This is a genomic window from Microbispora sp. CA-102843 (genome assembly GCF_050936215.1).
In the GTDB taxonomy this organism is placed as follows: Bacteria; Actinomycetota; Actinomycetes; order Streptosporangiales; family Streptosporangiaceae; genus Microbispora.
This window is the reverse complement of record NZ_JBNJNF010000001.1, coordinates 833,045-856,570: the sequence shown is the minus strand read 5'-3', so window position 1 is coordinate 856,570 and position 23,526 is coordinate 833,045. Positions and strand designations below refer to the sequence as shown.

Genomic DNA, 23,526 nt, shown 5'->3' with positions numbered 1-23,526 from the left:
CAGTCACGGGACTCGGTGACATCAGAAGATCTCGATGCCCTCAGTTCTCTGAGCCAAATGCTGTCTGAGGCAGTCAACTCGGGCTCCTGGGCAGAGCTACTTGGTTCCCCGCTACTTGCCGGCTATGACGAGGACACCATCGACCTGGAACAACGGGAGAAGCTCCTCGCCGAACGACTACCATCGATCGCACACATCACGGAACGATTCGTGACTCGGCTCGGGGAACGTTCGGAGCTGCTCCCGGTCTCGCGGGTCAAGCGTCCTGCCCGACGTTCACTCGAACGGCTTGCGGCGCACACCGAGGACTGGGCTGGCAGAACCCTCGCCGGTCCGGTGCCCAGGCGTGCGCTGGCAGTTACTCGTGAGGAAGATGCAAACCTCTACGAGAACCGTATGGTCACAGAGCTGGTTCACCCGATCCTGTCTTCCGCGCTGTTGGAGAGGATCCGAAAGCTCCGCAGACTCGTATCCGGTCTCTCAGATCTGAACCCAACCCAGCACGTAGGCACCTACCAGCGGACTGAACGGCTGTACTCGTTCTGGGGGGACGACGCAGCGAAGGCAGCCGGGTCACACATCCACGCAGTGAAGACCCTTGAAGCGCTGGAGAAGCTCGCCGCTTGGGTCCAGGCGCTGCGAGGCAGCACCCTCTCCCTCCTCCTTAGGAGGAAGGTGACTGGTCAACGCAGTCTGAGACGAACGAACGTCATCAACAACGACCGCCACTACCGCGCCGCGGGCGACGTGTGGACCGCCTACGAGCGGCCCGAGATCGCGTCGGAGACACCTGCCGCGAGGCAAGAACGGCTGGCGAACCGCCACAAAGCGTTCGATCACTACGTGCTTGGACTCGTAACTCGTGCTCTTTGCGACCTTGGCTACGCGCCACCATCAGGCACCCTGCCCGGGTTGGGCGAGGGTGTTGAACTGGAAGGCACCTGGGGGAATGCGAGGCTGACCCGAGGAGCCGATGGCGTTCTCACAGTCGGCTCCCAAGGCTCGACGACCCGGATAGTTCCCCTTCTTGACGCGGTTGGCCCTCAAGATGACCATGCAGCAATCGGTCAGAGGTGGAGCGACTTGCAAGATGCCGCTGAGCGCCCGACGGTAGTCGTATTCCTTGCATCGGCTAGCGATATTCGCAACAACCCCGACAAGGTAGTGGCCGGAGCGATGATCTCCGCCAAAGACGACTCTCCGGAGCCTGGGACCCTGCTGACCGGTGTGCCGGTTTCACCCCTAGAAACAACAAGTTTGGAGCGTGTCGCAAGAGGTATCGCGCTCGCCGTGCGGATTCCGCCGCTGATGGCCTACCCTCCACCGCTCACCTTGGGCGAGCAGCCCATGCCCCTCCGGCTGGTAGACCACGTCGAGTCCTCTGGTATCGGCGAGCCGAATCTTTCACCTCTGTTCCATCGAGTTGGCAACGAGTTGAGACTTAGGCGTCCACTTGTAACCTCCGAGCAGACGCGACTCGACGGTGTCGTGAGAGACCTTGCAGTTGCAGCTCGTGGAACCGGGTGGCAGAGGGACTACGGCGACCACATCTCCCAAATCCTCAAGTCGTTTGACCTTGCAGCGACATCGCTTCTACCTCTCCTGACCTGCCCCGTGTGCTCAGTGGCTTCGGAGGCACGCCGACTTCAGCGAGTGGGTGACGTGTTCGTGATCGAGTGCCACTCCTGCAGGGCTCGGTGGGGACATGAGCGTTGTGGTACTTGTCAGGCACGGATTCCCATCATTGAGCCTGAGCAGGAACTGCTAAACCCCGAGATCAGCGGGCCAGGGTGGGTGGAGCGCATCTTCGGACAGGATGCTCTGGCGTCGCCCTGCTGGGCACGTATTTCTGGCAATCGATACATCTGCCCGGAGTGCTGCGTTTGCCCATTGGCGACCGATTCACTCGGCTCTACTTGCACGCGCTGCCACTGAGCCTTTTTCATCCTAAGTAGCGGTCGTCTTCGACGGCTTGCAGGACGAGGACGGCCTGCACAATCGGGGTGGCGCGGTGAGGGCAGCAGCGGAGCTTTGACAGCAACTTCCACGCTTTCAGGGTCGCAATGGCGCGTTCGCCGAGGGCTCGGATGCGTGCGTGGGCGCGGTTGACGTCCTTTTGCCCGCGCGACAGCTGGGGACGGTGTCGGTGGCGCTTGAACGGGGTGCGGACCGTGCCTTTCGCGCCCTGGTAGCCCTTGTCGGCGAAGGTGACGACGCCGTTGGCGGTCAGGGCGTCGATCAGACCCACGATGCGGGATGCGGTCAGGTCGTGCACGGCCCCGGGGAGAGCCGGAGAGGCCCACACCAGACGACCGGCGGGGTCGGCGAGGACCTGGACGTTCACCCCGTGGCGCTTGTGCTTGCCCGAGTAGTAGGGCTTCTGGTCGGCGACCCGGTCGATCGGGATGAGCGTGCCGTCGAGGATGGCGTAGGCCAGCCGGGCGGCCCGGAGCGCGGCAGCCTGGACATCGTCGGCCAGGGCGGCGAGCAGGTCGACCGACTCGCGCACGTACCGCCAGGCGGTGGTGGTGCCGATGGCGAAGCCGGCGGCCAGGCGGGCGTAGGTGTCCCCGTTCCGCAGGTGAGCCAGTACCAGCAGTGCCTGCTGTCTTGGCGTGAGGCGCCGCCACCGGCTGCGGCGTTCGGCGCGGCGGGCGCGGATGAGTTCGGCCAGACGGGTAAGGGTGCGGTTCGACAGGGGAATCGCGGCAGGGTAAGACAGCATCGAGGCTTCCGGTTGGGGCATCGGATCTTGGTCGACTGCTGTCTTACCGGGAGCCTCACCTCACTCCCAACTTGTCCGGCCAGCCCGCCTCCTGCGCCCATCCTGACCAGCGTGATCAGGATGAAAATGACTCACTGATTCGTCGGAGGCACTGGTCATCCTGAGTGCATGTTCTTCGACCCTGCTGATCCGCTGGACCCACTGAACCCGCTCACTCCGTTGTTCTGGTCCGACTGGATGTGCCCCGCGTGTCCGTTGATAAGGATCCGTCCGGGCGGGCGTCCGCGAGGAGATGACCGCCGCAGATCATGGCCGCGATGCACCACAGGCAGACCGACTCCAGACGGTGCCGGCGGGCGGTGGCGACGGCCGCGGCGAACAGCATGTTCAGCGCGTCGGCCAACGCTGAGCGCAGCGGGGCGAGCCGGGCGAACATGTCGGGGTCGGCGTGGAACAGGGCGTCGGCGGCTCGCCGGCGGATCCGGTCGACACTGCGCCGGGCCTGGCGCAGCCAGCGGCGGACGGTCTCCTCGGGGATCTGCAGGCCGGCGGCGATCGGACGGTACCGAGGCCGTAGGTGGCGTGGTTCAGCAGCGCGGTGCCGACGATGCTGAGGCCGTAGCCGCTCCACTACATAGACACGGCCCTCAGCGAACGCACAGTTGGGCGACCAAGCCCGCAATGGTCCGGTCGGCTTGTCCGGGATATGCGCGGGATGATCTTGCAAGACACAAGCACCACATGGGCTGTTTGCCCAGCTCAAGCCACCTGCGCAGGTGTAATGGCCTCCGCACTCCTAAAGCGGGTGCCGCAGGTTCGAATCCTGCCGGGGGCACTCATCAAATCTTCGGCACAGGCGCCTGTCTCCGGCAGGCGCCTGTTTTCGTTTCCCGGAAGTTCTTCTGCCATCGCCGCGGCTCCTTCGATCGTTTCGTGGTCCAGGGTGATTCGGATCAACGCCACCCCAAGGCACGCGTCATAGCGGATCTCCAAGCGGAAGGCTGTGAACAGCTCGCGCTGGAGCTCTTCGGGCAGCTCAGCGAGCTTCGTTTGGAGCATCGGGAGCTTGTGGAGCAGGGCGTCGACCTCCGCGTGGTCATCGTGGGCAACGGAGTGGAACCCAACCGTCTGAGGGAGGTCCACATCGATGATCACGCCAGCCCGGCCGTCCCTGTTGAGGTCGTCGGCACGCCGATTGCCCTTGGCCAGGCGGGCTTGCATGCTGGCAGCGCGCCGCTCTCAGTACAGTGTCGGAGTGTCGGGTGAGCAGGTGAGTGCGCGGGTGGACATCTGGATCTGGTCAGTACGGCTGACCAGAACTCGTTCGATCGCGTCCGACGCCTGCCGGGGCGGTCACGTCCGGGTCAACGGAGTGCGGGTCAAGCCCGCGCACGTCGTCCGGGTCGGTGACGAGGTCCGTCTGCGGCACGAGGGGCGCGAACGCATTGTGGTCGTCTCCCGCGTAATCACCAAGCGCGTCGGTGCGGCCGTGGCCGCCGAGTGCTACGTCGACAAGAGCCCTCCGCCTCCTCCGCGCGAGGAAGCCATGACGGTGGCCGTTCGGGCTCGTGGCGCGGGACGTCCCACCAAACGCGAGCGCCGCAGCATCGACAAACTGCTCGGGCGCCCGGTGGTGGAGGAGCGGGGCCGTCGGGCACCCCCGGAGTGAACGGGCATGCCGCATCGAAACTGGATGCGGAGTTCTTGGGTGATCGGCGACAACCTCACCGCCGACATAGCCGGTAGACGAGCCTCGAGCCTCCGCACGGAGCACTCCCCCGCGACTGCCATACCGGCTGGCGAGCAGGATTGACATTGATGAGGTCACGATCATGCCGTCCACAGCCAACGGCACCAGGGCCGCTCCCAACTCACTTTCGCCGTGCCGCACTGCCAGCTCATGCATGTGCCGGTACGAGACGACCGCGGCGATCACGGCCAGCAGGCTCACGGATGCGGTTGTCGTCCATCGAATGTAGGCATCCAGGCGTAGGTAGGGACTCATCGCGCCCCGCCTCCCCTGGCCACCTCCGCGCGGGTCTCAACGACGAGACGGCCAGAAGAAACCGCAGGTGAGAGCGCCGTAGATTTGCGTGGTGCCTGGCCAGGGGCAGATCACGTTATAATGGGCCAAGCTAATATTTGTCCCGTTTTGCTGTTGGCCAGGGCTCGTGGAGTGAGGTCGGCCGCGACCGTGGCGCGGCGGGCCCTGCTCAGGCTGCTGGCGGGCCGCGCGGACGGTTGCCGTCGTACAGGCCGGGCGCTCAAGGCCAGTGGAACCCACACCAGATCCGGCGGGCCGACGAGCGCGACCGCCGCCCTGATAGTGCCGACCGTTATTACCCGGACGCGGGCGAGCGGCGGGGGGACGAATATCACGCCTACGGCGTGGCCAGATGGTGGGCTGTCCGCCGGGACACACGGTTCAGGGCTGCGTGGAGAAGCGTGGCTGTGGCGATCGCGGTAAGTGCGATGCCCCAGCAGAAGGGCCCCATCGGCGTGCAGCCGAAGAACTGGCTGACGCCGGGAGTCTGGATGACGCCGACGAGGACCGCGGCCGAGCCGAGGCCGGCGAGCAGGATGTTGCGGTCCAGGATCCCCGCGGTGAGCGTCTGCGCGAGCTGGGTACCGACGAGCGCCGCCAGGGCCACAGTGCCGGCGCGGCGTTTCCTGCCGGTCACCCGGGCCGCGGCCCAGGCCATGGAGGCGCCGACGGCGGTGGTGATGCCGCGCTGCAGGATTTCCTGGGTCAGCGCGATGCCCAGGGAGTGGTGAGGGCCTTCCCGCAGGAGTTGCTCGCCGGTCTCCGCGGCCGGTTCACGCACGGCGATGGCGAGCGCCGGAGCCAGGTCGGTGAGCAGGTTGACCAGCATGATCTGTCGTGCGCTCAGCGGCGCGTTGCCGGCCAGTGCGGCGGTGAGGACGCTGAAGCAGACCTCTCCGAGGTTGCCGCCGATGAGGATGGCCAGTGCGGATCTGACCGAGGCCCACATCGCCCGGCCTTCCATGAGGGCGGAGACGATGGTTTCCAGGCGGTCGTCACTGACGACCAGGTCGGCGGCCGCGGTGGCGGCGGGTGTGCCGCGCCGTCCCAGGGCGATGCCGACGTCGGCGAGCCGGATGGCGGGGGCGTCGTTGGCGCCGTCGCCGGTCATCGCGACGACTCGTCCCATACGCTGGTACGCCTGGACGATACGGACCTTGTGGTGCGGGCTGCACCGGGCGATCACGTCGACCCCCGGCAGCAGAGCGTCCAGATCGTCGTCATCGAGTCTGTCCAGTTCCGGTCCTGTGCAGACGGTGAGGTCGGCTCTGTGGCTGACGGTAGTGGCGATGGCGTCGGCAGTGGCGGGGTGGTCGCCGGTGAGCATGACGGTCTGCACGCCGGCCTCGTGCAGCCGTTCGGTGGCTGGAGCGGCACTGGCGCGTACCGGGTCGGCCAGGGCGATGAAGCCGAGGAAGACCAGGCCGTTCACGGCGTCGTCGGTGAGTTGTTCGTCCGGGCTCAGGGTGCGTTCGGCCACCGCCAGGACGCGGCGTCCAGCGGCGGCCAGGTCCTCGGCCGTCGCGGCGAGTCGCTTGTGGGCGTCTTCGTCCAGCGTGGTCATCTGGTCGCCCAGGCGCCGGTGGCTGCATCGGGACAACACGTTCTCCGGTGCGCCTTTCACGCTGAGCAGGACGCCTCGTAATGTGCGCCCGGCGGTGGCGTGGTAGGCGCGGGACGGCTCGAAGGGCAGGGTGTCGGTGCGCCTCCACCGGGGGGCTCCTCTGCGTACGGCGACGCGCGCACGACGGGCTCCGGCAGCCACCGCGCGGTCGGTGTGGTGGGCCATGGGCTCGGCCTGCCGCGCCGGTGGAGTGGCGCGCAGCGCGGCGGCCAGGACTGCCCTGTGCCGGATGTCGAGCCGATCCAGTGTGAGGGCGTGCTCGCCGTCGCTGATCAGTGCGAGCTGGAGATGGCCCTCGGTGAGGGTGCCGGTCTTGTCGAAACACAGCACGTCGGCGCGTCCCAGTGCCTCGATGGTGCGGGGATTGCGGACCAGGGCGCCCTCATCGGCCAGGCGGCGGCTGGCGGCCAGCTGTGCGGCGTTGACCAGGAACGGCAGCCCTTCGGGAACGGAGGCGACGGCGAGGTTCACCGCAGAGGAGAGGGTGTCGGTCAGGTGGCGCCCGTGCAGCAGTCCGGCGGCGACAACCGCGGCCGCCGATCCGAACGCCACGGGCAGGGCGGCTTTCGTCAGCGAAGACAGTCGCGCTTCCACGCCCGTCGTCGGGGCGGCCTGACGGGCCGTGGCCATGCTGCGCCCGGCTTCGGTGGCCGCCCCGGTGGCCACGACAACGGCCAGTGCCCGTCCCGCGGAGATCGTGGTGCTCTCGTAAAGCATGCAGCGGCGGTCGGTGATCTGCGTCGCGGCCACTGGCGCGGGGTCCTTCACCACTGGGACGGATTCCCCCGTCAAGGACGATTCATCGACTTCCAGCCCTTCGGCCTCCAGCAGCCGGCAATCGGCGGGGACGACGTCTTCCGGCCGCATCATGATGACGTCCCCCGGCACCAGATCCTCGGCGGCGACCAGCCGCTCGAGGCCGCCGCGCCGTACCCGCGCACCGATCGCGGAGCGGGCATGCAGTGTGGCCAGCGCCCGGTCGGTCCTGACCTGCTGGATGGCGCCGACCAGCGCCGAGGTGCCGGTTATCGCGGTCACCAGGGCGGCGTCGGTTCTGGATCCCGTCGCCGCGGCCAACGCGGCCCCGGCGGCGAGCACCGGTGTCAGGGGGTTGGCCAGCTCATCGATGAAGGCCGACGGCAGGCTCGTGCGCACCACTTCGTCGCGCCGGCGCCGGGCACGTGCCCGGGCGGCGGCCTCCTGGCCTGTCAGGCCGTCCCTGCTCGTGCCCAACCGCGCCAGCACCCGATCGGCGGGCATCACATGCCATGACGTGGCCGCGACGGGCGGGGCGACCGGATGGGACAGCAACTGCCGGGCGCGCCACAGGCCCAAGCCGAGGGCGGCGGCCCCGGCGGCATTGCCGGCCGCGGCTCCCCGCGCGCACGCCTGGCGGGCGGGAGCCCGCAACGCGGCGACCGCGCCGACACCGCTGCCGCCCGCGGCCAGCATGTCGCTGTCGCGGTCGACCCGTGCGGCGACACCCACAGCGTCCACGACCAGCACCGCCGACTCCAGGTCGGAGCCGATCAGCAGGTGTGCGCCCCACGGCGGTGGGGCGTCATCGGGATACACCCCGATCCCGCAGTCGGCCGACCCCAGCGCCCGGCGGTTCCCCGACACCAGCAGCACGACCGCGCCGTCTGCCTGCAGCTCACGAACGGTCGCCACCAGCCGTCCTCCCGCCGGCATGACCGCGTCGGCGAAGTCGAATGCCCGCTCGGCACGGTCGCCGGCCACCACTACGCGTACCCCGGCTCGGCGAGCGGCCGCCGCCAGCGCCTGCACGACCGGCGCCGCCTGCGTGGCCAGCCCTGCCACAGCACGCAGCCGGTGTCCCTTGGCCAGGCCTAGCAGCCGCTCGCAGCCTTGCCGGCGCAGCCGGTCCGCAACCGGTCGTCCCGTACGCCCCCTCAGATCCAACTCGTCCAGCGGGCCGAGCACCCAGCCATCGTCGTCGCGGCGGACCTGCAGGGCCGCATCGGGGTCGAACAGCTCGAACAGCCGGTCGCGGGTCCGCTCGCGCTCGGGATCCGTGCCGTCCAGCAGCACCAACTCGGCGAGCTGGAATCCCTCATCGCGTAGCGCTTGCTCATCCAGCACCACGGTGTCCACCTGCCCGAGCCGGCGCAACGCACCACGATCCATGACGATCACGCCGCGCAGCGCCAGGAACCGGCCGAGGCTGGTGGCGAAGCCCTCCCGCCCGGCGGACGGCGCTTTCGGCACGCCGGCCAGCGCCACCGCCAGCCCGCGCCGGGGCCCGGCGAACGGCGCGGTCATCGCGCCGATCACCGCGCTGATCCCCATGGCCCTCTGGGCATAGCGCGCGACAGAGTCCTGGTGAGCCTCCCCGGGCCGCTCCACCACGATCGGCTCGGCGCACGCATCCTGCGGTCCGGATACCAGCTGGGGCTCCGCCGCGTCCCACGCCCGGCTGTGCGCCTGCGCCTCCCGCCACTGGGAAAGGCGCTGAGCCACATCCAGCACCAACCCGCCGCCGCGGGTGGCCACCCCTTGGGCCAGTGCGCTGACCACCGGCAGCACCGATTCGGCCTGCTCTTGACCGTGCAAGCCATGGGCGACCAGCCGGCGCAACCACGGATGATATTGAATCGCCCCGGCGAGTGCCGCCACCTCGGCCGGCAGCGGCGTCCACGGCGCCAGCCGGGTGACCAGGGACACCGCCAAGCCCACACCATCCGCGGCCAAGGCCCAGACCGACTGCTGCGTCCGCGGGCCCTCACACGGATGATGCGGCTCCGGGCACCACTCCTCGTAGTCCTCCTCCTCCGGCGCCCTGCCGTGGGCCTCCGCATGCGCGACCAAGGTGATCAGCTCACGCTCCGAGGGCGGAGGCGAGGCCAGCTCGATCACCACCCGCTCTGACGGCGCATTCACCCGCGCCCACACCACACCCGGATGCCGCTCAAGCGCGCGCTCCACCAGCCGAGCCACGCGTGCGCCCCCCGGAGCGTTCACGCCGCGCAGCTCGATGTAGCACCGCCCCGGCCGGGTCCACACACCGCGACGCGGCAGACCGACCAGCTGCCCGGCCAGATCCGCCACACCACGCGCCCCGGCGAGACCGGCCTCTACCGCCTTCAACGGCAGGAGCACCGGTAATCGCAACGCCGCCAGCAATGACATCGACATCCCCCGAAACCACCCCTGATGAAGCACGGTGCAGTGATGAAGCACGGTGCAGCGCTGTGCCTCCGCAGGAAAAGCCCGTCCAACCTGTCCCCACCCACGCGCAAAGTTCACACCTCACGTCGCCCCGGATTCCGGAAAGTGACCCCGGTTCGGGGGCCGACGCCTGGTCTGGCCGGGAGTACGCGACAACCGGCGGCTGGACCGGGGTCCGTCTCGCCTGACCCGGACCCGAATAGGACAAAGCGCATGCGCGCCCTGGGCCTGCACGGGGCCCGCGGCGGCAAGAAGATCCGCACCACCATTCCCGGCCCTGGGCATCAGCGGGCGGCCGACCTGGTCAAGCGGGACTTCACCTGTGGATCGCCGACTTCACCTACGGCTTCATCGCGCCGTACCTCCCCTGGCTACCTCGGTGCGGGTCTCTACGACGAGGCGACCCGAGGAAACCACCGGTGAGAGCGCCGTAGATTTGCGTCGCGCCTGGCCGGGGGCGCCTAGTTGACCTGCGGTTCCCCTTCGGGTGCGGCTTCCGGCACCATGCAGCCGCAGGTCGCTGAGAGCAGCCCAGTGAGCGCGGCCGTACCTCTAGGGTGTGAATTTGTTGGTGATCAGCGCTTGTCGCAAGTAACGGTCTCGTTGTGCTGGGTCTGTGAGGGTAGCGGCGATACGGCGTATACGGTTCTGAACTTCTGTGCGCAGCCGGCTGGCGGTCTCCTGATCGCTCACGGCTTCCAGTACCTCCGCTGCGTAGTGGAGGACCTCTTCGGTACGCAGCGCAGGAAGGTCTCCCACTCGCTGGAGCATGCTGAGGGTCTCCCGGGCCAATGATGCAGCGGCTTCAGTCTCACCGCGCAGGTGATACATCCTGCTGGATAGGGACAGCGCTGCGACCTCGCTCCGGATCATGCCTGTTCGTCGGGTCTCCGCTATGGTGTCTCCGGCTAGTCGCAGTGCTTCGCCCAGCAGACCTGGATCGGTGTCACTCAGCAGGAGCAATACTTCGGCGTAGAGATTGCGGACGATAGGGACCAGGTTGAGTAGCCAGGTCTGCTCGGTCTCCCTCCACGCCGCAGCAAGCATCGGCCGACAGGCATGCCTGCGAGATGGGTCGCGTGCCATCAATTTAGCGAGAAGAGCGCTGTTGTAGGCGTGCCAGCCACTGGGACCACCGCGGTCTTCTTCGAAGGCGAGGGCTTCTCGCAGGACGTTCTCTGCGGCGTCTGAGTTCCCCATGGCCGAGTACAGCTGAGCAAGATAGTTGAGCGCGATAGGCAACTCCGCGCGGAGCGGATCTCCACGGAGCCGTTCCACGCATGCAGTGAGATGTTCCAGCGCCGTACCGAAATCTCCCGCGTCGAAGAGATTCACCCCGAGCTGCATATCAGTGAGATTGCGGGCATGACGAACGACAGGATCGGACAGATCATGTAGCCGTGCATCGGTCTCGTAGAGTCGTTGCGCTTCCCGGAGCACCGTAAGGCCGTCGGTCAAATTGCGCTTAGGCAACTGGCGTCCGTACTCGGCGAGGGCGATGAAGAGCGCCAGAGGATCGTCAGTGTCCTTGGCGAGCTCGACCGCTTGCCTTAGCTTTTCCAGCGAGGGCACCAAACCCTGGGTATGTAGAAGAACCTTGCCTCGGAGCATGACTGTACGGGCAGTCAGTACAAGGTCGCCACAGCGGCGGGCCGCTTCCTCTGCCTGCGCGGCTAGTGCTTCCAAGTCGTCGCCCTCAGGGCGTCGCCGCGCGTGCCACTGCACCTCGGTGAGATTGAGCAAGAGCTCTATGGCCTTGGCTAGCAGGTAGTCCCGGTCAGCTGCCCGCTCTGGCAGACGCTCGATCTCGCGGATTGCGAAGCGGCAGAGCGATTCTGCTTCGGGAAAGGACAGGCCGTTGACCGCCACTTCCCTGGCTAGTTTGAGATGCTCAGGTCCAGAGGCCGGGTGTGGGGCGCCCATGCGGAAGTGCCGGGCGCGATCGAGCCGGGCCACCAGTGGAGGCTCATCGCTGGCCGCCATGAGCGCTTTAGCTATTTGTGTATGGCGTTGCCGACGCCGACCAGGACTCTGCTCTGCGTACAGTTCCATCTGCAGCAGGAGGTTGTCGAACTGATAGCAGTCAGTATCGGGCGCCCAAGAAGGACTTGGCACCGCTGTGATAAGTCCACGCTCCCGGGAGAGCCAGTACAACTGGTCCTGAACCTCGTCTTCTTCTTGGCTGGCCGTCCGAGCCACCACTGACGCCAGGAAGGTCCCTCCCTGGGTAGCCGCCGTGACCAGCAGTTCACGTGTAGAGGGCTCCAGACGCGCAATTGGTCGCCGAACTGCACGGTACAAGGCCTCTGGTAGCGGGCCGTCGAGACCGCCATCGGTATCGATCAGTGGCAAGAGCTGGGCGACATAGGCAGGCCGTCCACCGGTAAGCTGGCTTAGCCGGGCCAGAAATGCCGGGGATACGGGAGCGCCATGGTGGAGGCGTACGAGTTCAGCCACGGCGTCGTCTGGCAGCCCGCGGAGCGTGGTTCGCTCCAGCCGTCCCCGCAGGTGCCACCTATCGAGTAGCTCCTTCACGGCCCCTTGGGCGAGCGGTGGCTCACTGTCTTGATCCGTTTCGTGAGCCAGTACAAGGCCGACAGGGCTGCCCCAGAACTCCTCCATCAAATGGTCGAAGATCAACAGGCTGCTGGGATCGAGCCATTGCACATCGTCGATCAGCAGCAAGGTGGGCCCCGCTTCCAGCAGTGCATCAAGCAACGCCGATGCGAGACCACGGGCCGCGCTCTGCCGGTACGCCTGCAAGCTGTCACCCTGAACAGAGCTGGAATCGATTGCGGCTCGGGTGATTTGCATCGCGACCGCAAGCATCGAACCCACTGCAGGCAATGCTCCTACGAGCTCCGGCAGGTGCTGGACTGTCGCATCTTTGATGCGACGAGTGGTCGTCAGCGGCTGAAGGGCATCGAAGAGAGTCATCACAGGCCCGTAGGCATTGTCCTCACCTACAAACGGCTGACATCTGGCACGAATCACCCTGAGAACGGGTTCCGCCATGCGCTCCCGCACTCGACGCGTGAACTCATCGAGCAGTGCAGACTTGCCGATCCCCAGCGGGCCTTCGACCGCCAATGCGCGGCTTTGCCCGCAACAGACGTTCTCGGCCAGCTCCATTAGTGCGCCCACATGCTCCGCGCGGCCGACGAAGGCGCTGCTTCTCACATGTCCTCCAGACGCTGGCCTCCGCTCGGCAGCGGTGCCCAAAGACTCAAGGAGGTAGGTGCCGTAGCCTGATCTTAAGCGAGCCAGTGGTGGGTGCCAAGGGACGTTCGAAGGTCGGTGGAACTGGGGCTTGTAGCTTATAAAGAGCCAATTCGTCCACCATCTAACGACAGCGCGTTTGTCAGCGAAGGAGCTTTTATCATCCCAGGCCTTATCCGCGATGTCCGATGGCACCACAATATCGGAGGCTGGCATGGCTGCGGCGCTTTTCTGCTGCCCTTCTTCCCTCCGGCCCCGTCTAAGGTCGGTGTGATTCCGGAGGTAAAGTTCACCTCGTCAAGCCGCAGTCTGAAGTTGCCCCAATTGGACAGGTAGGGCTTTGCGGCGATGCTGGAAAACAACCTTGATCCGGTGTATGACCTGCGGCACGCGGCCGTCTCGCTCCGGCTGAACACGGGCCGTCAATCGAGGTGGCCCAACACATAGCGTGGAGGTCCAGCAACGCGTCTACGCCAAGTGCGTGGATGCCAGGGCTACCGTCTGGAGGGTGTCGAGTGATCCGAGGGCCTGTTCGTATGGGTGGGCTGGCCTGACAAAAGGCGGTTAAGATCACTTCACGGATATTTCGCGATCACTGGCATGCAGCTGCCTACAGCTGCGCATTGGCGTGAAACACCGCTCACGGAATATCCACGGATGATTTTGAACGCTCCACTTCACCAGTCAGCCCCCGACCACCCGAATCGACTACATGGTGGAGCGATCGCGGTTCGCTGACGCTCGCGTCTGATCTTCGAGCGGGCGGAACTGATGGGCAGGCATGAACTCACTTACGACAGCAACGCGGCCGAGAGGATCAGCGGCCCGGTCTCGCCCTGCGCCCCCTCAGCCAAGCAGCGAGGTGGTAGCAAGGCTTTAGCCTAGGTGTTCATGAAGGTCTGGCGTCCGCTCGCACAGGCCCTCACACGAAGACACGCCCGAGCGATGACGCGTCGCCCGGCGAGTAGCGTGGTCCACATGCGGATCGAGGACTACGCCCTCATCGGGGATACGCAGTCAGCCGCCCTCGTCGGTCGCGACGGATCAATCGACTGGCTCTGCCTTCCCCGGTTCGACTCCCCCGCATGCTTCGCCAAGCTCCTCGGCGACGAGTCCAACGGGTTCTGGCGGCTGGCCCCCACCGGGCACGAGATGGCCACGCGACGCGCGTACGCCGATGACACTCTGATCCTCGAGACCGTATGGGAGACCTCCACAGGGACCGTCAAGGTCATCGACTTCATGCCTCCCCGGCACGCCAACCCCGCCCTGGTCCGGATCGTGGAGGGCGTGTCCGGGACGGTGGACATGACCGCAGAGATCAGCATCCGGTTCGACTACGGCAGGATCGTCCCTTGGGCTCGCCGCTTCGACGGCCGCCTCCACGCCATCGGCGGGCCCGACTCGGTGTGGATCGACGCTCCCCTCCACCTGGAGGGCAGCGGCGACCGGCACACCGGCACCTTCGCGATCGCCGCAGGGCAACGCCAGTCGTTCGTGTTCACGTGGCACCCGTCGCACCAGCCGGAACCCCACTGCATCGACCCCATCGAACAACTCACCGAGACCAGCCTGTTCTGGGAGAGGTGGGTCTCCCGCTGCTGGCTCCCGGGCCGCTACCGCGCCGCGGTGGTCCGCTCCCTCATCACGCTCAAGGCGCTCACCTACAGCCCGACCGGCGGCATCGTGGCGGCTCCCACCACGTCGCTGCCCGAGAATCTCGGCGGGGTGCGTAACTGGGACTACAGATATTGCTGGCTGCGCGACGCCGCGATGACACTCGACGCCCTGACCGAATCCGGATACGTCACCGAGGCGGGCGCCTGGCTCGACTGGCTGCTCCGCGCCGTCGCGGGCCGCCCGGAGGACCTCCAGATCATGTATGGCGTGGCAGGCGAAAGGCGCCTGCCAGAGCAGACGCTCGACTGGCTTTCCGGGTACGAAGGCTCCCGGCCGGTGCGGATCGGCAACGCCGCGGCCGGCCAGCTCCAGCTCGACGTCTACGGCGAGGTGCTCAACTGCTTCTACCGGGCCCGCAAGCTGGGGATGCCGCCCCACGACTACGCCTGGTCCATCGTTTGCCGGCTGATGGATTTCCTGGAGCACAGCTGGTCCCAGCCTGACGAGGGCCTGTGGGAGATCCGCGGCCCGCGGCGGCACTTCGTCCATTCCAAGGTCATGGCGTGGGTGGCGGCCGACCGGCAGGTACGGGCGATCAAAGAGCTCGGCCACATCGGTCCCCTCAAGCGCTGGCGGGCCATGCGGGACCGGATCCACGCCGAGGTCTGTCACAGGGGCTTCGACCGCGAACGCGGCACGTTCACCCAGTCGTACGGCTCTCGCGAACTCGACGCGGCGCTGCTCCTCATCCCGATCGTCGGCTTCCTGCCCCCTGAGGACCCCCGGGTCGTCGGCACGATCGACGCGATCGAGCGCGAGCTGATGACCGACTGCTTCGTGCTGCGCTATCCGATCTCCGAGAGCAACGACATCGACGGCCTGCCCGGGGCCGAAGGCGCCTTCCTCGCCTGCAGCTTCTGGCTTGCCGAAGCGCTCGACCTCGTCGGCCGCAAGGACGATGCCATGGCCCTGTTCGAGCGGTTGCTGGCCCTCACCAACGACGTGGGCCTGCTCTCCGAGGAGTACGACCCCGTCCAGGGGCGCCATCTGGGCAACTTCCCCCAGGCGTTCACCCACCTCCAGCTGATCCATACGGCCCTGGCGCTCTGCTAGAGCCGTCAGCCCGGGACCGGGACCTCGGCCGGGGCGGGACGGCCCGTCCCCTCGGTGACCCCGGCCACGACGTAGTGGTGCGGCGCGATCGCGGCCATCCGGCCCGGCAGCAGCGCCAGGCACGCGGCGTGCGCCTCCTCCGGGGTGACCGGCGCGGCCAGGTGGCACACCAGCCGGTGGCCGAGCCGTTCGTCCGGCACCGCCGAGACCGATGACGGCCCGGGCACGGCGTCGGCGACCAGCCGCCGGACCTCGGCCAGGTCCACCCAGCACGAGTCGGCGACCAGCCATTCGCCGTCCCTGGGCAGCGGCGTGATCCCGGTGATGCCGGGCAGGTCGGCCAGCGGCACGTCCCGGCGGCCCGCCTCGGCCAGCAGCCGCATGACACCCTCACCCAGCAGCAGCGTGTCCGCCCCGGGCAGGCACCTGGGGTCCGCCCACAGCGTCACGTCCGCCTCGCCCTCCAGCCGGTTCACCCAGAGCGAGACCCGGGTGGGCAGCGTCTCGTCCGGCAACCACGCCGACCGGATGTCCGGCTCCTCGCCAAGTGCCCGCTCCGCCGGTGCGCCCCGGAGCGGCGGCCCGGCGGGCGCGGCCGCGCTCATGTCGTTGAAGACCAGGTCCCTGGCGAAGAAGACACCCCTGTCGGCCGAGACCTCCTCCATGATGCGTACCAGGGCGGCGGAGTCGAACCGGCTGTTCTGGTACGCGGCCAGCGAGGCGGCCCGGGTGGCCCGCAACACGGCGTCGAAGGCCGGCCCGGTCAGGTCGATCGGGATCAGCGCGTCCTGGGCCAGCGGACCGACGTACTCCCGCAGCTCGGGCCGGAACCGGTTCGCGGAGATGGAGATGATCGGGCAGACGGGCTGGCCCGCGCGCAGCCCGGCGAGCGTGCCGAACGCGGCGAGCAGCGCGCCGGACCGGCTGATCCCGGTGCGCGCGGTGATCCGGGCCAGCGCGGCGGCCACCGCCGCGGAGCGCACCCGCAGCCGGGGCAACGACCAGTCGTGATCGCGGTCGTCCACCGTGACGGTGAGCGTGGAGCGGGGAATCCGGCCGAGCTGGGTCCGCCAGTACCGCAGGGCCGCGTCGGCCCGGCGCAGGCCGGCCGAGCTGCCCTCCATCGTGGCGACGTCCACCGGTTGCAGGGCGGTCGGGCCGAGCGTGCGGCCCCGGACCAGTTCCTCCCAGTCGGCGGCGAGCAGAGCCAGGCCGACGGCGTCCACGGTGCTGTGCGTGGTGACCAGCACGACCTGTTCCGGCCCGTCGTCCCCGGCGATCACCGCGACCCGCAGCGGGAGTTCGGCGGCGACGTCGAACCTGCGGCCACGCAGGTCCGCCGCGACCCGCCCGATCACCCCGTCCCCGGCCGGGTGGACCTCGACGGTGAGTTCGCCGTCGCCGGCCACCCGCTGGATCCCGTCGTGGAACGTCGTGCGCAGCGACTCGTGCCGGGACATCAGCAGGCCGACCGCGTCGGCCACCCCCTGGTACGTGGTCCCCTGCGGCAGATTCCGCACGACCTCGTAGTTCATGTGCTCGGGCGGGTCGACGCGCACGCAGCGGACCATGTTGACCTGCCCCATGGTCGCCGGGCCGACCCGTTCGCGGCCGGTGTAGCGGGCGGCCAGGCCGCGTAACGGGATCACCGGGCGCTCCGGGGGCGCATGTCGGTCCACACCCGCTCGATGTGGCGCAGGCACTCCTCCCGGTCGCCGGCGACGCCCTCGGCCCGCCAGCCGTCCGGTGGCGGGGTGTCCGCGGGCCAGATCGAGTACTGCTCCTCGTCGTTGACCACGACCTGGTAGTTCACATGGCCTCCATCGCCAGGCGGGCCGCCTCCTCGTCGGAGAGCGCGGCCAGCTCCTTGACCAGCAGTTCCTCGACCGTCTCCGCCAGGGCCTCGACCGTCGGTCCCTCGAACACGGCCCGGATCGGCACCTCCACCCCGGTGATCGCGCTGATCCGGGCGGTGACCCGGATGGCGAGCAGCGAGTGGCCCCCGATGGAGAAGAAGTCGTCGAACGCGCCGACCTCGCCGAGACCGAGCACCTCGCCGTACACGTCGGCCACCAGGGCCTCGGCGTCCGTGCGGGGCGGCACCGGGCCGGACCGCCGGGTGAACTCCTCGGCGGCAGGGGCGGGCAGCGCGGCCCGGTCCACCTTGCCGTTCCGGGTCAGCGGCAACGCCTCGAGCACGATCCAGCCGGAGGGCACCAGGTGGGCGGGCAGTTCCGCCGCCGCGAACCGGGCCAGCTCGGCCGGGTCCACCTCCCCCTCCGGTACGACGTAGGCGACGAGCCGGTCGTCCCCGGCCGCGACGGCGGCCTGCCGTACGCGGGGGTGGCCGAGCAGGCACGCCTCGACCTCGGCGGGCTCGACCCGGAACCCGCGCACCTTGACCTGGTCGTCCAGGCGGCCGAGGAACTCCAGTTGACCGTCCCGCCGCCACCTGGCCCGATCGCCGGTCCGGTACAGCCGTGCGCCGGGCGGACCCCACGGGTCGGGCACGAACCGTTCGGCGGTCCCGCCCGGCCGGCGCAGGTAGCCCCGGGCCACGCCCGCCCCGCCCAGGTACAACTCGCCCGGCGCGCCCGGCGGCACCGGGACCCCGTGCTCGGACAGCACCACGGCCGTGACGCCGCCGACAGGCCGGCCGATCGGCGGGCGCTCCCCTGTCCCAAAGCCGGTCAGGTCCGCCGCGGTCGCGATGATCGTCGCCTCGGTCGGCCCGTACGTGTTGACCAGCCTGACCCGGTCGCCGAACCTGGCCCGCCAGCGGTCCACGGCCGCCGCCTGGACCTGTTCGCCGCCGAGGATGACCAGGCGCAGCGACGGCGGCCAGGCCACCTCGTCGAGGCGGCCGACCAGGTGGTGCCAGTACGCGGTGGGCAGGTCGAGCACGGTGACCCGTTGCCCGGAGGGGGTTCGCAGCAGGTCGGGCAGGGTGACCGCCCCATCGGGCAGCAGTTCCAGCCGCGCCCCGGAGGCCAGAGCGGGGAAGATCTCCTCGGCGTGCGCGTCGAAGCCGAGCGCGGCGAACTGGACGACGTGGTCGGCCGGGCCGAGGCCGTAGTCGTCCCGCATCCAGGCGACCCGGGCGGCCAGTCCGTCGTGATCGACGATCACTCCCTTGGGCGTGCCGGTCGAGCCGGAGGTGTAGACGACGTACGCGGCTCCGTCGGCGGCGACGCCGTCGATCTCGGCGGCCATGAGGTCACGCCGGCCGCGGGGCAGCGCCGGGTCCACCGGCAGGTAGGCCGCGCCCGCCCGCCACGCGCCGAGCAGGGCGGCCACGGTCTCCGGGGAACGTTCCGCGGGCACGGCCGCGATGCCGCCCTCCGGGATCCCCGCGGCCCTGATCTCCGTGGCACTCGCCTCGGCCAGGCCGTCCAGTTCCCGGTAGGTGACCTCGCGCCCCCCGCAGCCGATCGCCACCGCGCCGGGCCTGGTCCGTACGGACTCGGCGATCAGCGCGGGCACCGGCGGGGTGGCGGGCAGTGCCGGGCCGTGCGACGCCGAGCGCAGGAAGTCCCGGTCGGCGCCGGTGAGCATGGGCAACGCCGACAGCGGCCGGTCCGGGTCGGCGGCCACGTCGCGCAGCAGGACCTCCAGCCGGGCTGCCAGGGCGGCGACGGTCTCGGCGTCGAAGAGCGCCGAGTCGTACTCCAGCTCGACCAGCAGGTCGCCGTCGTCGTGCCAGGCCTCCAGCATCAGCTCGAACTTGGCCCGGTCGTGCCCGCCGGGGAAGTGCCCGGCGGCCAGGCCGTGGAAGGACCTGGGCACCCGGCCCGCGTCCTGGGTGTGCAGGATGGCCATGGTCTGGAAGACCGGCGTCCTGGTGAGGTCGCGTTCCAGGCCGAGCGAGGCCACCAGCTGCTCGAACGGGATGCCCTGGTGCGCGAAGGCGTCAAGCACCCGCCGCCTGGTCTCGCCGAGCAGCCCGGCGAAGGTCGGGTCGCCCGCCAGGTCGCCGCGCAGGACGAGCACGTCGGTGAGATAGCCGACGACCGACTCCAGTTCGACCGTGTCCCGGCCCGCGACCGACGTGCCGACCAGGATGTCGGTGCGGCCGGTGTGCCGGGCCAGCAACGCCTGGTAGGCCGCGACCAGCGTCATGAACAGGGTGGCTCCCCTGCGGCGGCCCATGGCGGACAGCGCGTCGGCGTCGGCGGCGGGCAGCCGGAAGGACACCCGCTCCGCCCGGCCGGGCCCGGCGGTGGTCCTGGGCCGGTCGGCGGGCAGGTCGAGCGGTGTGGGGTCGGCCAGCCGGTCGTGCCAGTACTCCAGCAGCCCGGTCAGGTCGCGCCCGCGCTGCCAGACCGCGACGTCGCCGAACTGGAGCGGCACCGGCGGCAGCGGGCGTCCCGAGTAGGCGTCGGCCAGCTCGTCGAGCAGCAGGTTGAGCGACCAGCCGTCGCCGATGACATGGTGCATGACCACGCAGAGCACGTGGTCCTCGGACGAGAGCCGGATGAGCGTGACCCGCAGCGGAGGCCCCGCGGCCAGGTCGAACGGCGTGTTGACCCGGTCCGCGACGAGCGCGGCGGCCCGGGGCTCCCCGTCCGCGTCCAGCCGTTCGACCGGCACGGGTCCCGCCGGTTCGATCACCGCGACGGGATCGCCGTCCACGTCGGGGAAGCGGGTGCGCAGGCTCTCGTGCCGGCCGGCGACCTCGGTGAAGGCCCGTTCCAGCGCGCCGGTGTCGAGCGGCCCGCGCAGGCGGCGGACCAGCCACATGTTGAACGCGGCGTCGCCGTCGCGGTCGAGCCGGTTGAGGAACCAGAGCCGTTCCTGCCCGGCCGACAGCGGCGCGTCGATGCCGCCGCGCGGGCGCGGCACGTCGCCGGGACCGGCCTGCCCGGCGTCGAGCAGTTCGGCCAGCCCGGCGACCGTGGGCCGAGCGAACACCTCGCGCACCGGGATCCGCACCGGCAGCCGGGCGGTGACCATGGTGGCGAGCAGCGAGTGCCCGCCGAGCGCGAAGAAGTCGTCGTGCGCGCCGACCGCGTCCAGGCCGAGCACCTCGGCGAACACGTCCGCGACCAGCCGCTCGGCGGGGGTGCGCGGCGGCGTCGTGTCCACGGTCGCCACCGGTTCCGCGTCGGGCAGCGCCGCCCGGTCCACCTTGCCGTTCGGGGTGAGCGGCAGCGTGTCCAGGACGAGGACACGCGGCACCATCGGCCCGGGCAGTTCCGTGGCGGCGTGCGCGGCCAGGCCGGAGATGTCGCCGTCGGCGACGACGAAGGCGACCAGTTCCCCGCCGCGTGCCACGGCCACGGCCTGCCGTACGGCCGGGTGGGTCTCCAGGACGGCCTCGACCTCGCCGAGTTCCACCCGGTGGCCACGGATCTTGACCTGGTTGTCGGCCCGGCCGAGGAACTCGATCGTGCCGTCCGCGCGCCGCCTGGCCACGTCGCCCGTGCGGTAGAGCCGCCCGCCCGGCGGTCCGTACGGGTCGGGCGTGAACCGCTCGGCGGTCAGGGCGGGACGGCCGAGGTAACCGGTGGCCACGCCGGCGCCGCCGATGACCAGCTCTCCCGGCACGCCGATGGGCGCGAGATCCCCGGCCGGGTCGAGCACGTACGTGGTCGTGTTGGCCACCGGACGGCCGATGGAGATCTCGTGCGGCTCGGGCGGGACGTCCCAGGCGGTGGAGTAGACGGTGGTCTCGGTCGGACCGTACACGTTGACCAGCCGGACGGCTCCGGCGCGCAGTTCGCGGGCGAGTTGGAGCGGCAGCGGCTCGCCCCCGGCGAACGCGGTGATCCGGGCGTGGTCCAGGGCCTTCCCCGCGAGCAGGACCCGCCAGCCGGACGGGGTGGCCTGGACGTGCGTGACGCCCTGGTCGGCGATCAGCGCGGCGAGGGCGTGCCCGTCCCTGGCGTCGTCGGCCACCACGACCCGGCCGCCGGTGATCAACGGCATGTAGATCTCAAGGGTGGAGATGTCGAACGCGAGCGAGGTCAGCGCCAGCCAGGTCTGGCCGGGAGCGTTCCCGGCGAACGGGCGCATGGCGAGCAGGAAGTTGACCAGGGCCCGGTGCGGCACGACGACGCCCTTGGGACGGCCGGTCGAGCCGGAGGTGTAGAGCACGTACGCGGTGTTCCGTGGCCGGGGGCGCGGCACCTCCTCGTCGCTGGGCGGAACGTCGGCCAGGTCGGCGGTGGTCAGGACCAGCGACGCGCCGGAGTCCTCGATGACGTAGGCGACCCTGGCGGGCGGGTAGGCCGGGTCCACCGGCAGGTAGGCCGCGCCGGACATGGCCACGCCGAGCAGGGCGACCAGCATCTCCGGGCCCCGGTCGAGCCGGAGCGCGACCAGTGAGCCGGGCCCGATGCCCCGGTCCCGCAGCCGTACGGCGAGACCGCGGGCACGGGCGGCCAGGCCGGCGTAGGTGAGGCCGCCGTCGGCCGGGCCCACCGCGACGGCGTCGGGCCGCCGGGCGACCTGGTCGAGGAAGAGGTCCACCAGCGTGACCGGCGGCAGCGGGGTCTCCGTGTCGTGGGCGAGCAGGGCGCGGCGTTCCGCGCCGGGGAGGATGCCGAGCGTGCCGACCGGCCGGTCGGGGGCGGACAGCGCCGAGTCGAGCAGGGTCTCGAACCTGGCCGCGAGCCGGGCGGCGGTGTCCCGGTCGAACAGGTCGGTGCCGTAGATGAGCACGCCGAGGTAGCCGCCGTCCTCGGTGGGCCACAGGTCGAGGGACAGGTCGGTGCGGGCGGCGATCCAGCCGGGCGGGAACGGTTCCGCGCGTAGCCCGGGCAGCGGTCCTTCGCTGTGCTCGCCGCTCTGGGCGTGCAGGCCGAAGATGGTCTGGAACAGCGGGGTGCGGCTGAGGTCTCTGGCGATGTCGAGGGCGCCGAGCAGACGTTCCAGCGGGATCCCGGCGTGGCCCATGGCCTCGATGACCGTGCGCCGGGTGCGGGTCAGCGCCTCGCCGAACGTGGGTTCGCCGGACAGGTCGGCCCGCAGCACCAGCGTGCTCGACAGGAAGCCGATCATGGGTTCGAGTTCGGTGCGGTCGCGTCCGGACACCGGCGAGCCCACGCAGAAGTCGGTCTGGCCGCTGTGCCGGTGGAGCAGCACCTGGTAGGCGGTGAGCAGCACCATGAAGGGGGTGCAGCGGCGTTCGCGGGCGAAGGCGGCGACCCGTGCGGCCAAGCCGGGCGGCAGGGTGAACCGGATCTCGCCGCCGTTGCCGGTGCGGCGGGGCGGGCGGGGCCGGTCGGGGGGCAGTTCCAGGGCGGGCGCCCCGGCCAGCCTGGTGGTCCAGAATTCGAGGTCGGCCCCGTCGTCGGCCGCGCGTTCCGCCCGCGCGTGCTCGCCGTACTGCAGGGGCAGCGGGGGCAGCGGGTCGCCGCCGCCGTAGTGATGGGCCAGTTCGTCCCGCAGGACGGCCACGGAGATGCCGTCGGCGACGATGTGGTGCTGCGCCACGGCGAGCACGTGGTCGCGGGGTGCGATCCTGACCAGGGTGATCCGTACCGGCGGGGCGGCGGACAGGTCGAACGGCGTGTTGGCCCGGCGGGCGACGAGCCGCCTGGCCTCGTCCTCGCCGTCGGTCTCGAAGCGTTCCAGAGTGACGGGTTCCGGCGGGAGCACGATGGCGACCGGCCGGCCGTCGATCTCCTCGAACCGGGTGCGCAACGTCTCGTGCCGCGCGACGACGGCGGTGAACGCGCGTTCAAGCCGTCCGACGTCGAGGTCACCGCGTAATCGGTAGGCGTGACAGGTGTTGTACGAGTGGTCCTCCGGGTCGAGCCGGTGGAGGAACCAGAGCCTTTCCTGACCGTACGAGAGCGGCTGGGCCTGTGCCACGATGCGACCGCCAAAATAGGAAGGTTTATTTACAGTCTTGCGGCGGGCGTTAGTGAATCACACCGGACTGCCTGCGAACAAGCCTCTTCACGCATGGCCCGAGGGTGTGTCACACTCGCCGTCGCGGCGCTAACTGTAAAGACACTTTCCAGTTAATTTCCCTGACGGAAACCA

At 69.5% G+C, this 23,526-nt stretch carries 12 protein-coding genes and 1 pseudogene; 4 read left to right on the top strand and 9 right to left on the bottom strand.

All coding sequences use genetic code 11. The annotated features are described in order from the left end of the window. Positions 1-57: 57 nt before the first annotated feature. Entirely contained in the window at positions 58-1,935 is a 1,878-nt protein-coding gene (locus ACQEVJ_RS04055; protein ID WP_433097286.1) for a hypothetical protein, read from the top strand. Between the two features lie 7 nt (positions 1,936-1,942). Here ACQEVJ_RS04055 and ACQEVJ_RS04050 read toward each other — a convergent pair whose 3' ends face one another. The 3 genes from ACQEVJ_RS04050 to ACQEVJ_RS04040 form a co-directional block, all read right to left on the bottom strand. Further along, a complete protein-coding gene (locus tag ACQEVJ_RS04050) occupies positions 1,943-2,725 on the bottom strand; it encodes a transposase family protein (protein WP_433097284.1) in 783 nt (260 codons plus the stop codon). A 211-nt stretch (positions 2,726-2,936) separates the two neighbouring features. Further along, entirely contained in the window at positions 2,937-3,356 is a 420-nt protein-coding gene (locus tag ACQEVJ_RS04045) for a hypothetical protein (protein ID WP_433097282.1), read from the bottom strand. Positions 3,357-3,484: 128 nt separating this feature from the next. Beyond that, positions 3,485-3,946 (bottom strand): hypothetical protein, encoded by a 462-nt coding sequence (locus tag ACQEVJ_RS04040; RefSeq protein WP_433097280.1) that lies wholly within the window; start codon positions 3,944-3,946, stop codon positions 3,485-3,487. A gap of 61 nt (positions 3,947-4,007) precedes the next feature. Here ACQEVJ_RS04040 and ACQEVJ_RS04035 point away from each other — a divergent pair, with 61 nt between their 5' ends. Beyond that, positions 4,008-4,394, top strand: coding sequence for an RNA-binding S4 domain-containing protein (locus ACQEVJ_RS04035; protein WP_433112553.1), 387 nt, complete (start codon positions 4,008-4,010; stop codon positions 4,392-4,394). A 96-nt stretch (positions 4,395-4,490) separates the two neighbouring features. Here the strand turns inward: ACQEVJ_RS04035 and ACQEVJ_RS04030 are convergent. Further along, a pseudogene (locus ACQEVJ_RS04030) lies at positions 4,491-4,730 on the bottom strand (DUF2637 domain-containing protein); the annotation flags it as partial. Positions 4,731-5,106: 376 nt separating this feature from the next. Then, the gene (locus ACQEVJ_RS04025) at positions 5,107-9,543 is read right to left on the bottom strand and encodes an HAD-IC family P-type ATPase (RefSeq protein ID WP_433097278.1); all 4,437 of its coding nucleotides are present in this window, start codon (positions 9,541-9,543) and stop codon (positions 5,107-5,109) included. Between the two features lie 252 nt (positions 9,544-9,795). Here ACQEVJ_RS04025 and ACQEVJ_RS04020 point away from each other — a divergent pair, with 252 nt between their 5' ends. Then, positions 9,796-10,005, top strand: a complete 210-nt coding sequence (locus tag ACQEVJ_RS04020; protein WP_433097276.1) for a hypothetical protein — start codon at positions 9,796-9,798, stop codon at positions 10,003-10,005. Between the two features lie 129 nt (positions 10,006-10,134). On the opposite strand, the gene ACQEVJ_RS04015 is transcribed toward ACQEVJ_RS04020, so the two are convergent. After that, positions 10,135-12,762 (bottom strand): ATP-binding protein, encoded by a 2,628-nt coding sequence (locus tag ACQEVJ_RS04015; protein ID WP_433097274.1) that lies wholly within the window; start codon positions 12,760-12,762, stop codon positions 10,135-10,137. Between the two features lie 1,017 nt (positions 12,763-13,779). On the opposite strand from ACQEVJ_RS04015, the gene ACQEVJ_RS04010 reads away from it, so the two are divergent. Then, entirely contained in the window at positions 13,780-15,534 is a 1,755-nt protein-coding gene (locus ACQEVJ_RS04010) for a glycoside hydrolase family 15 protein (protein WP_433097272.1), read from the top strand. 5 nt (positions 15,535-15,539) lie between these two features. On the opposite strand, the gene ACQEVJ_RS04005 is transcribed toward ACQEVJ_RS04010, so the two are convergent. The 3 genes from ACQEVJ_RS04005 to ACQEVJ_RS03995 are packed head-to-tail and all read right to left on the bottom strand — an operon-like array spanning position 15,540 to position 23,352. Continuing rightward, complete coding sequence (locus ACQEVJ_RS04005) at positions 15,540-17,183, bottom strand: condensation domain-containing protein (RefSeq protein WP_433097270.1); 1,644 nt, start codon at positions 17,181-17,183, stop codon at positions 15,540-15,542. Further along, positions 17,180-17,347, bottom strand: coding sequence for an MbtH family protein (locus tag ACQEVJ_RS04000; RefSeq protein WP_204050578.1), 168 nt, complete (start codon positions 17,345-17,347; stop codon positions 17,180-17,182). The genes ACQEVJ_RS04005 and ACQEVJ_RS04000 overlap by 4 nt, the downstream gene beginning before the upstream one ends. Then, positions 17,344-23,352 (bottom strand): amino acid adenylation domain-containing protein, encoded by a 6,009-nt coding sequence (locus ACQEVJ_RS03995; RefSeq protein ID WP_433097267.1) that lies wholly within the window; start codon positions 23,350-23,352, stop codon positions 17,344-17,346. The genes ACQEVJ_RS04000 and ACQEVJ_RS03995 overlap by 4 nt, the downstream gene beginning before the upstream one ends. Positions 23,353-23,526: the final 174 nt, after the last annotated feature.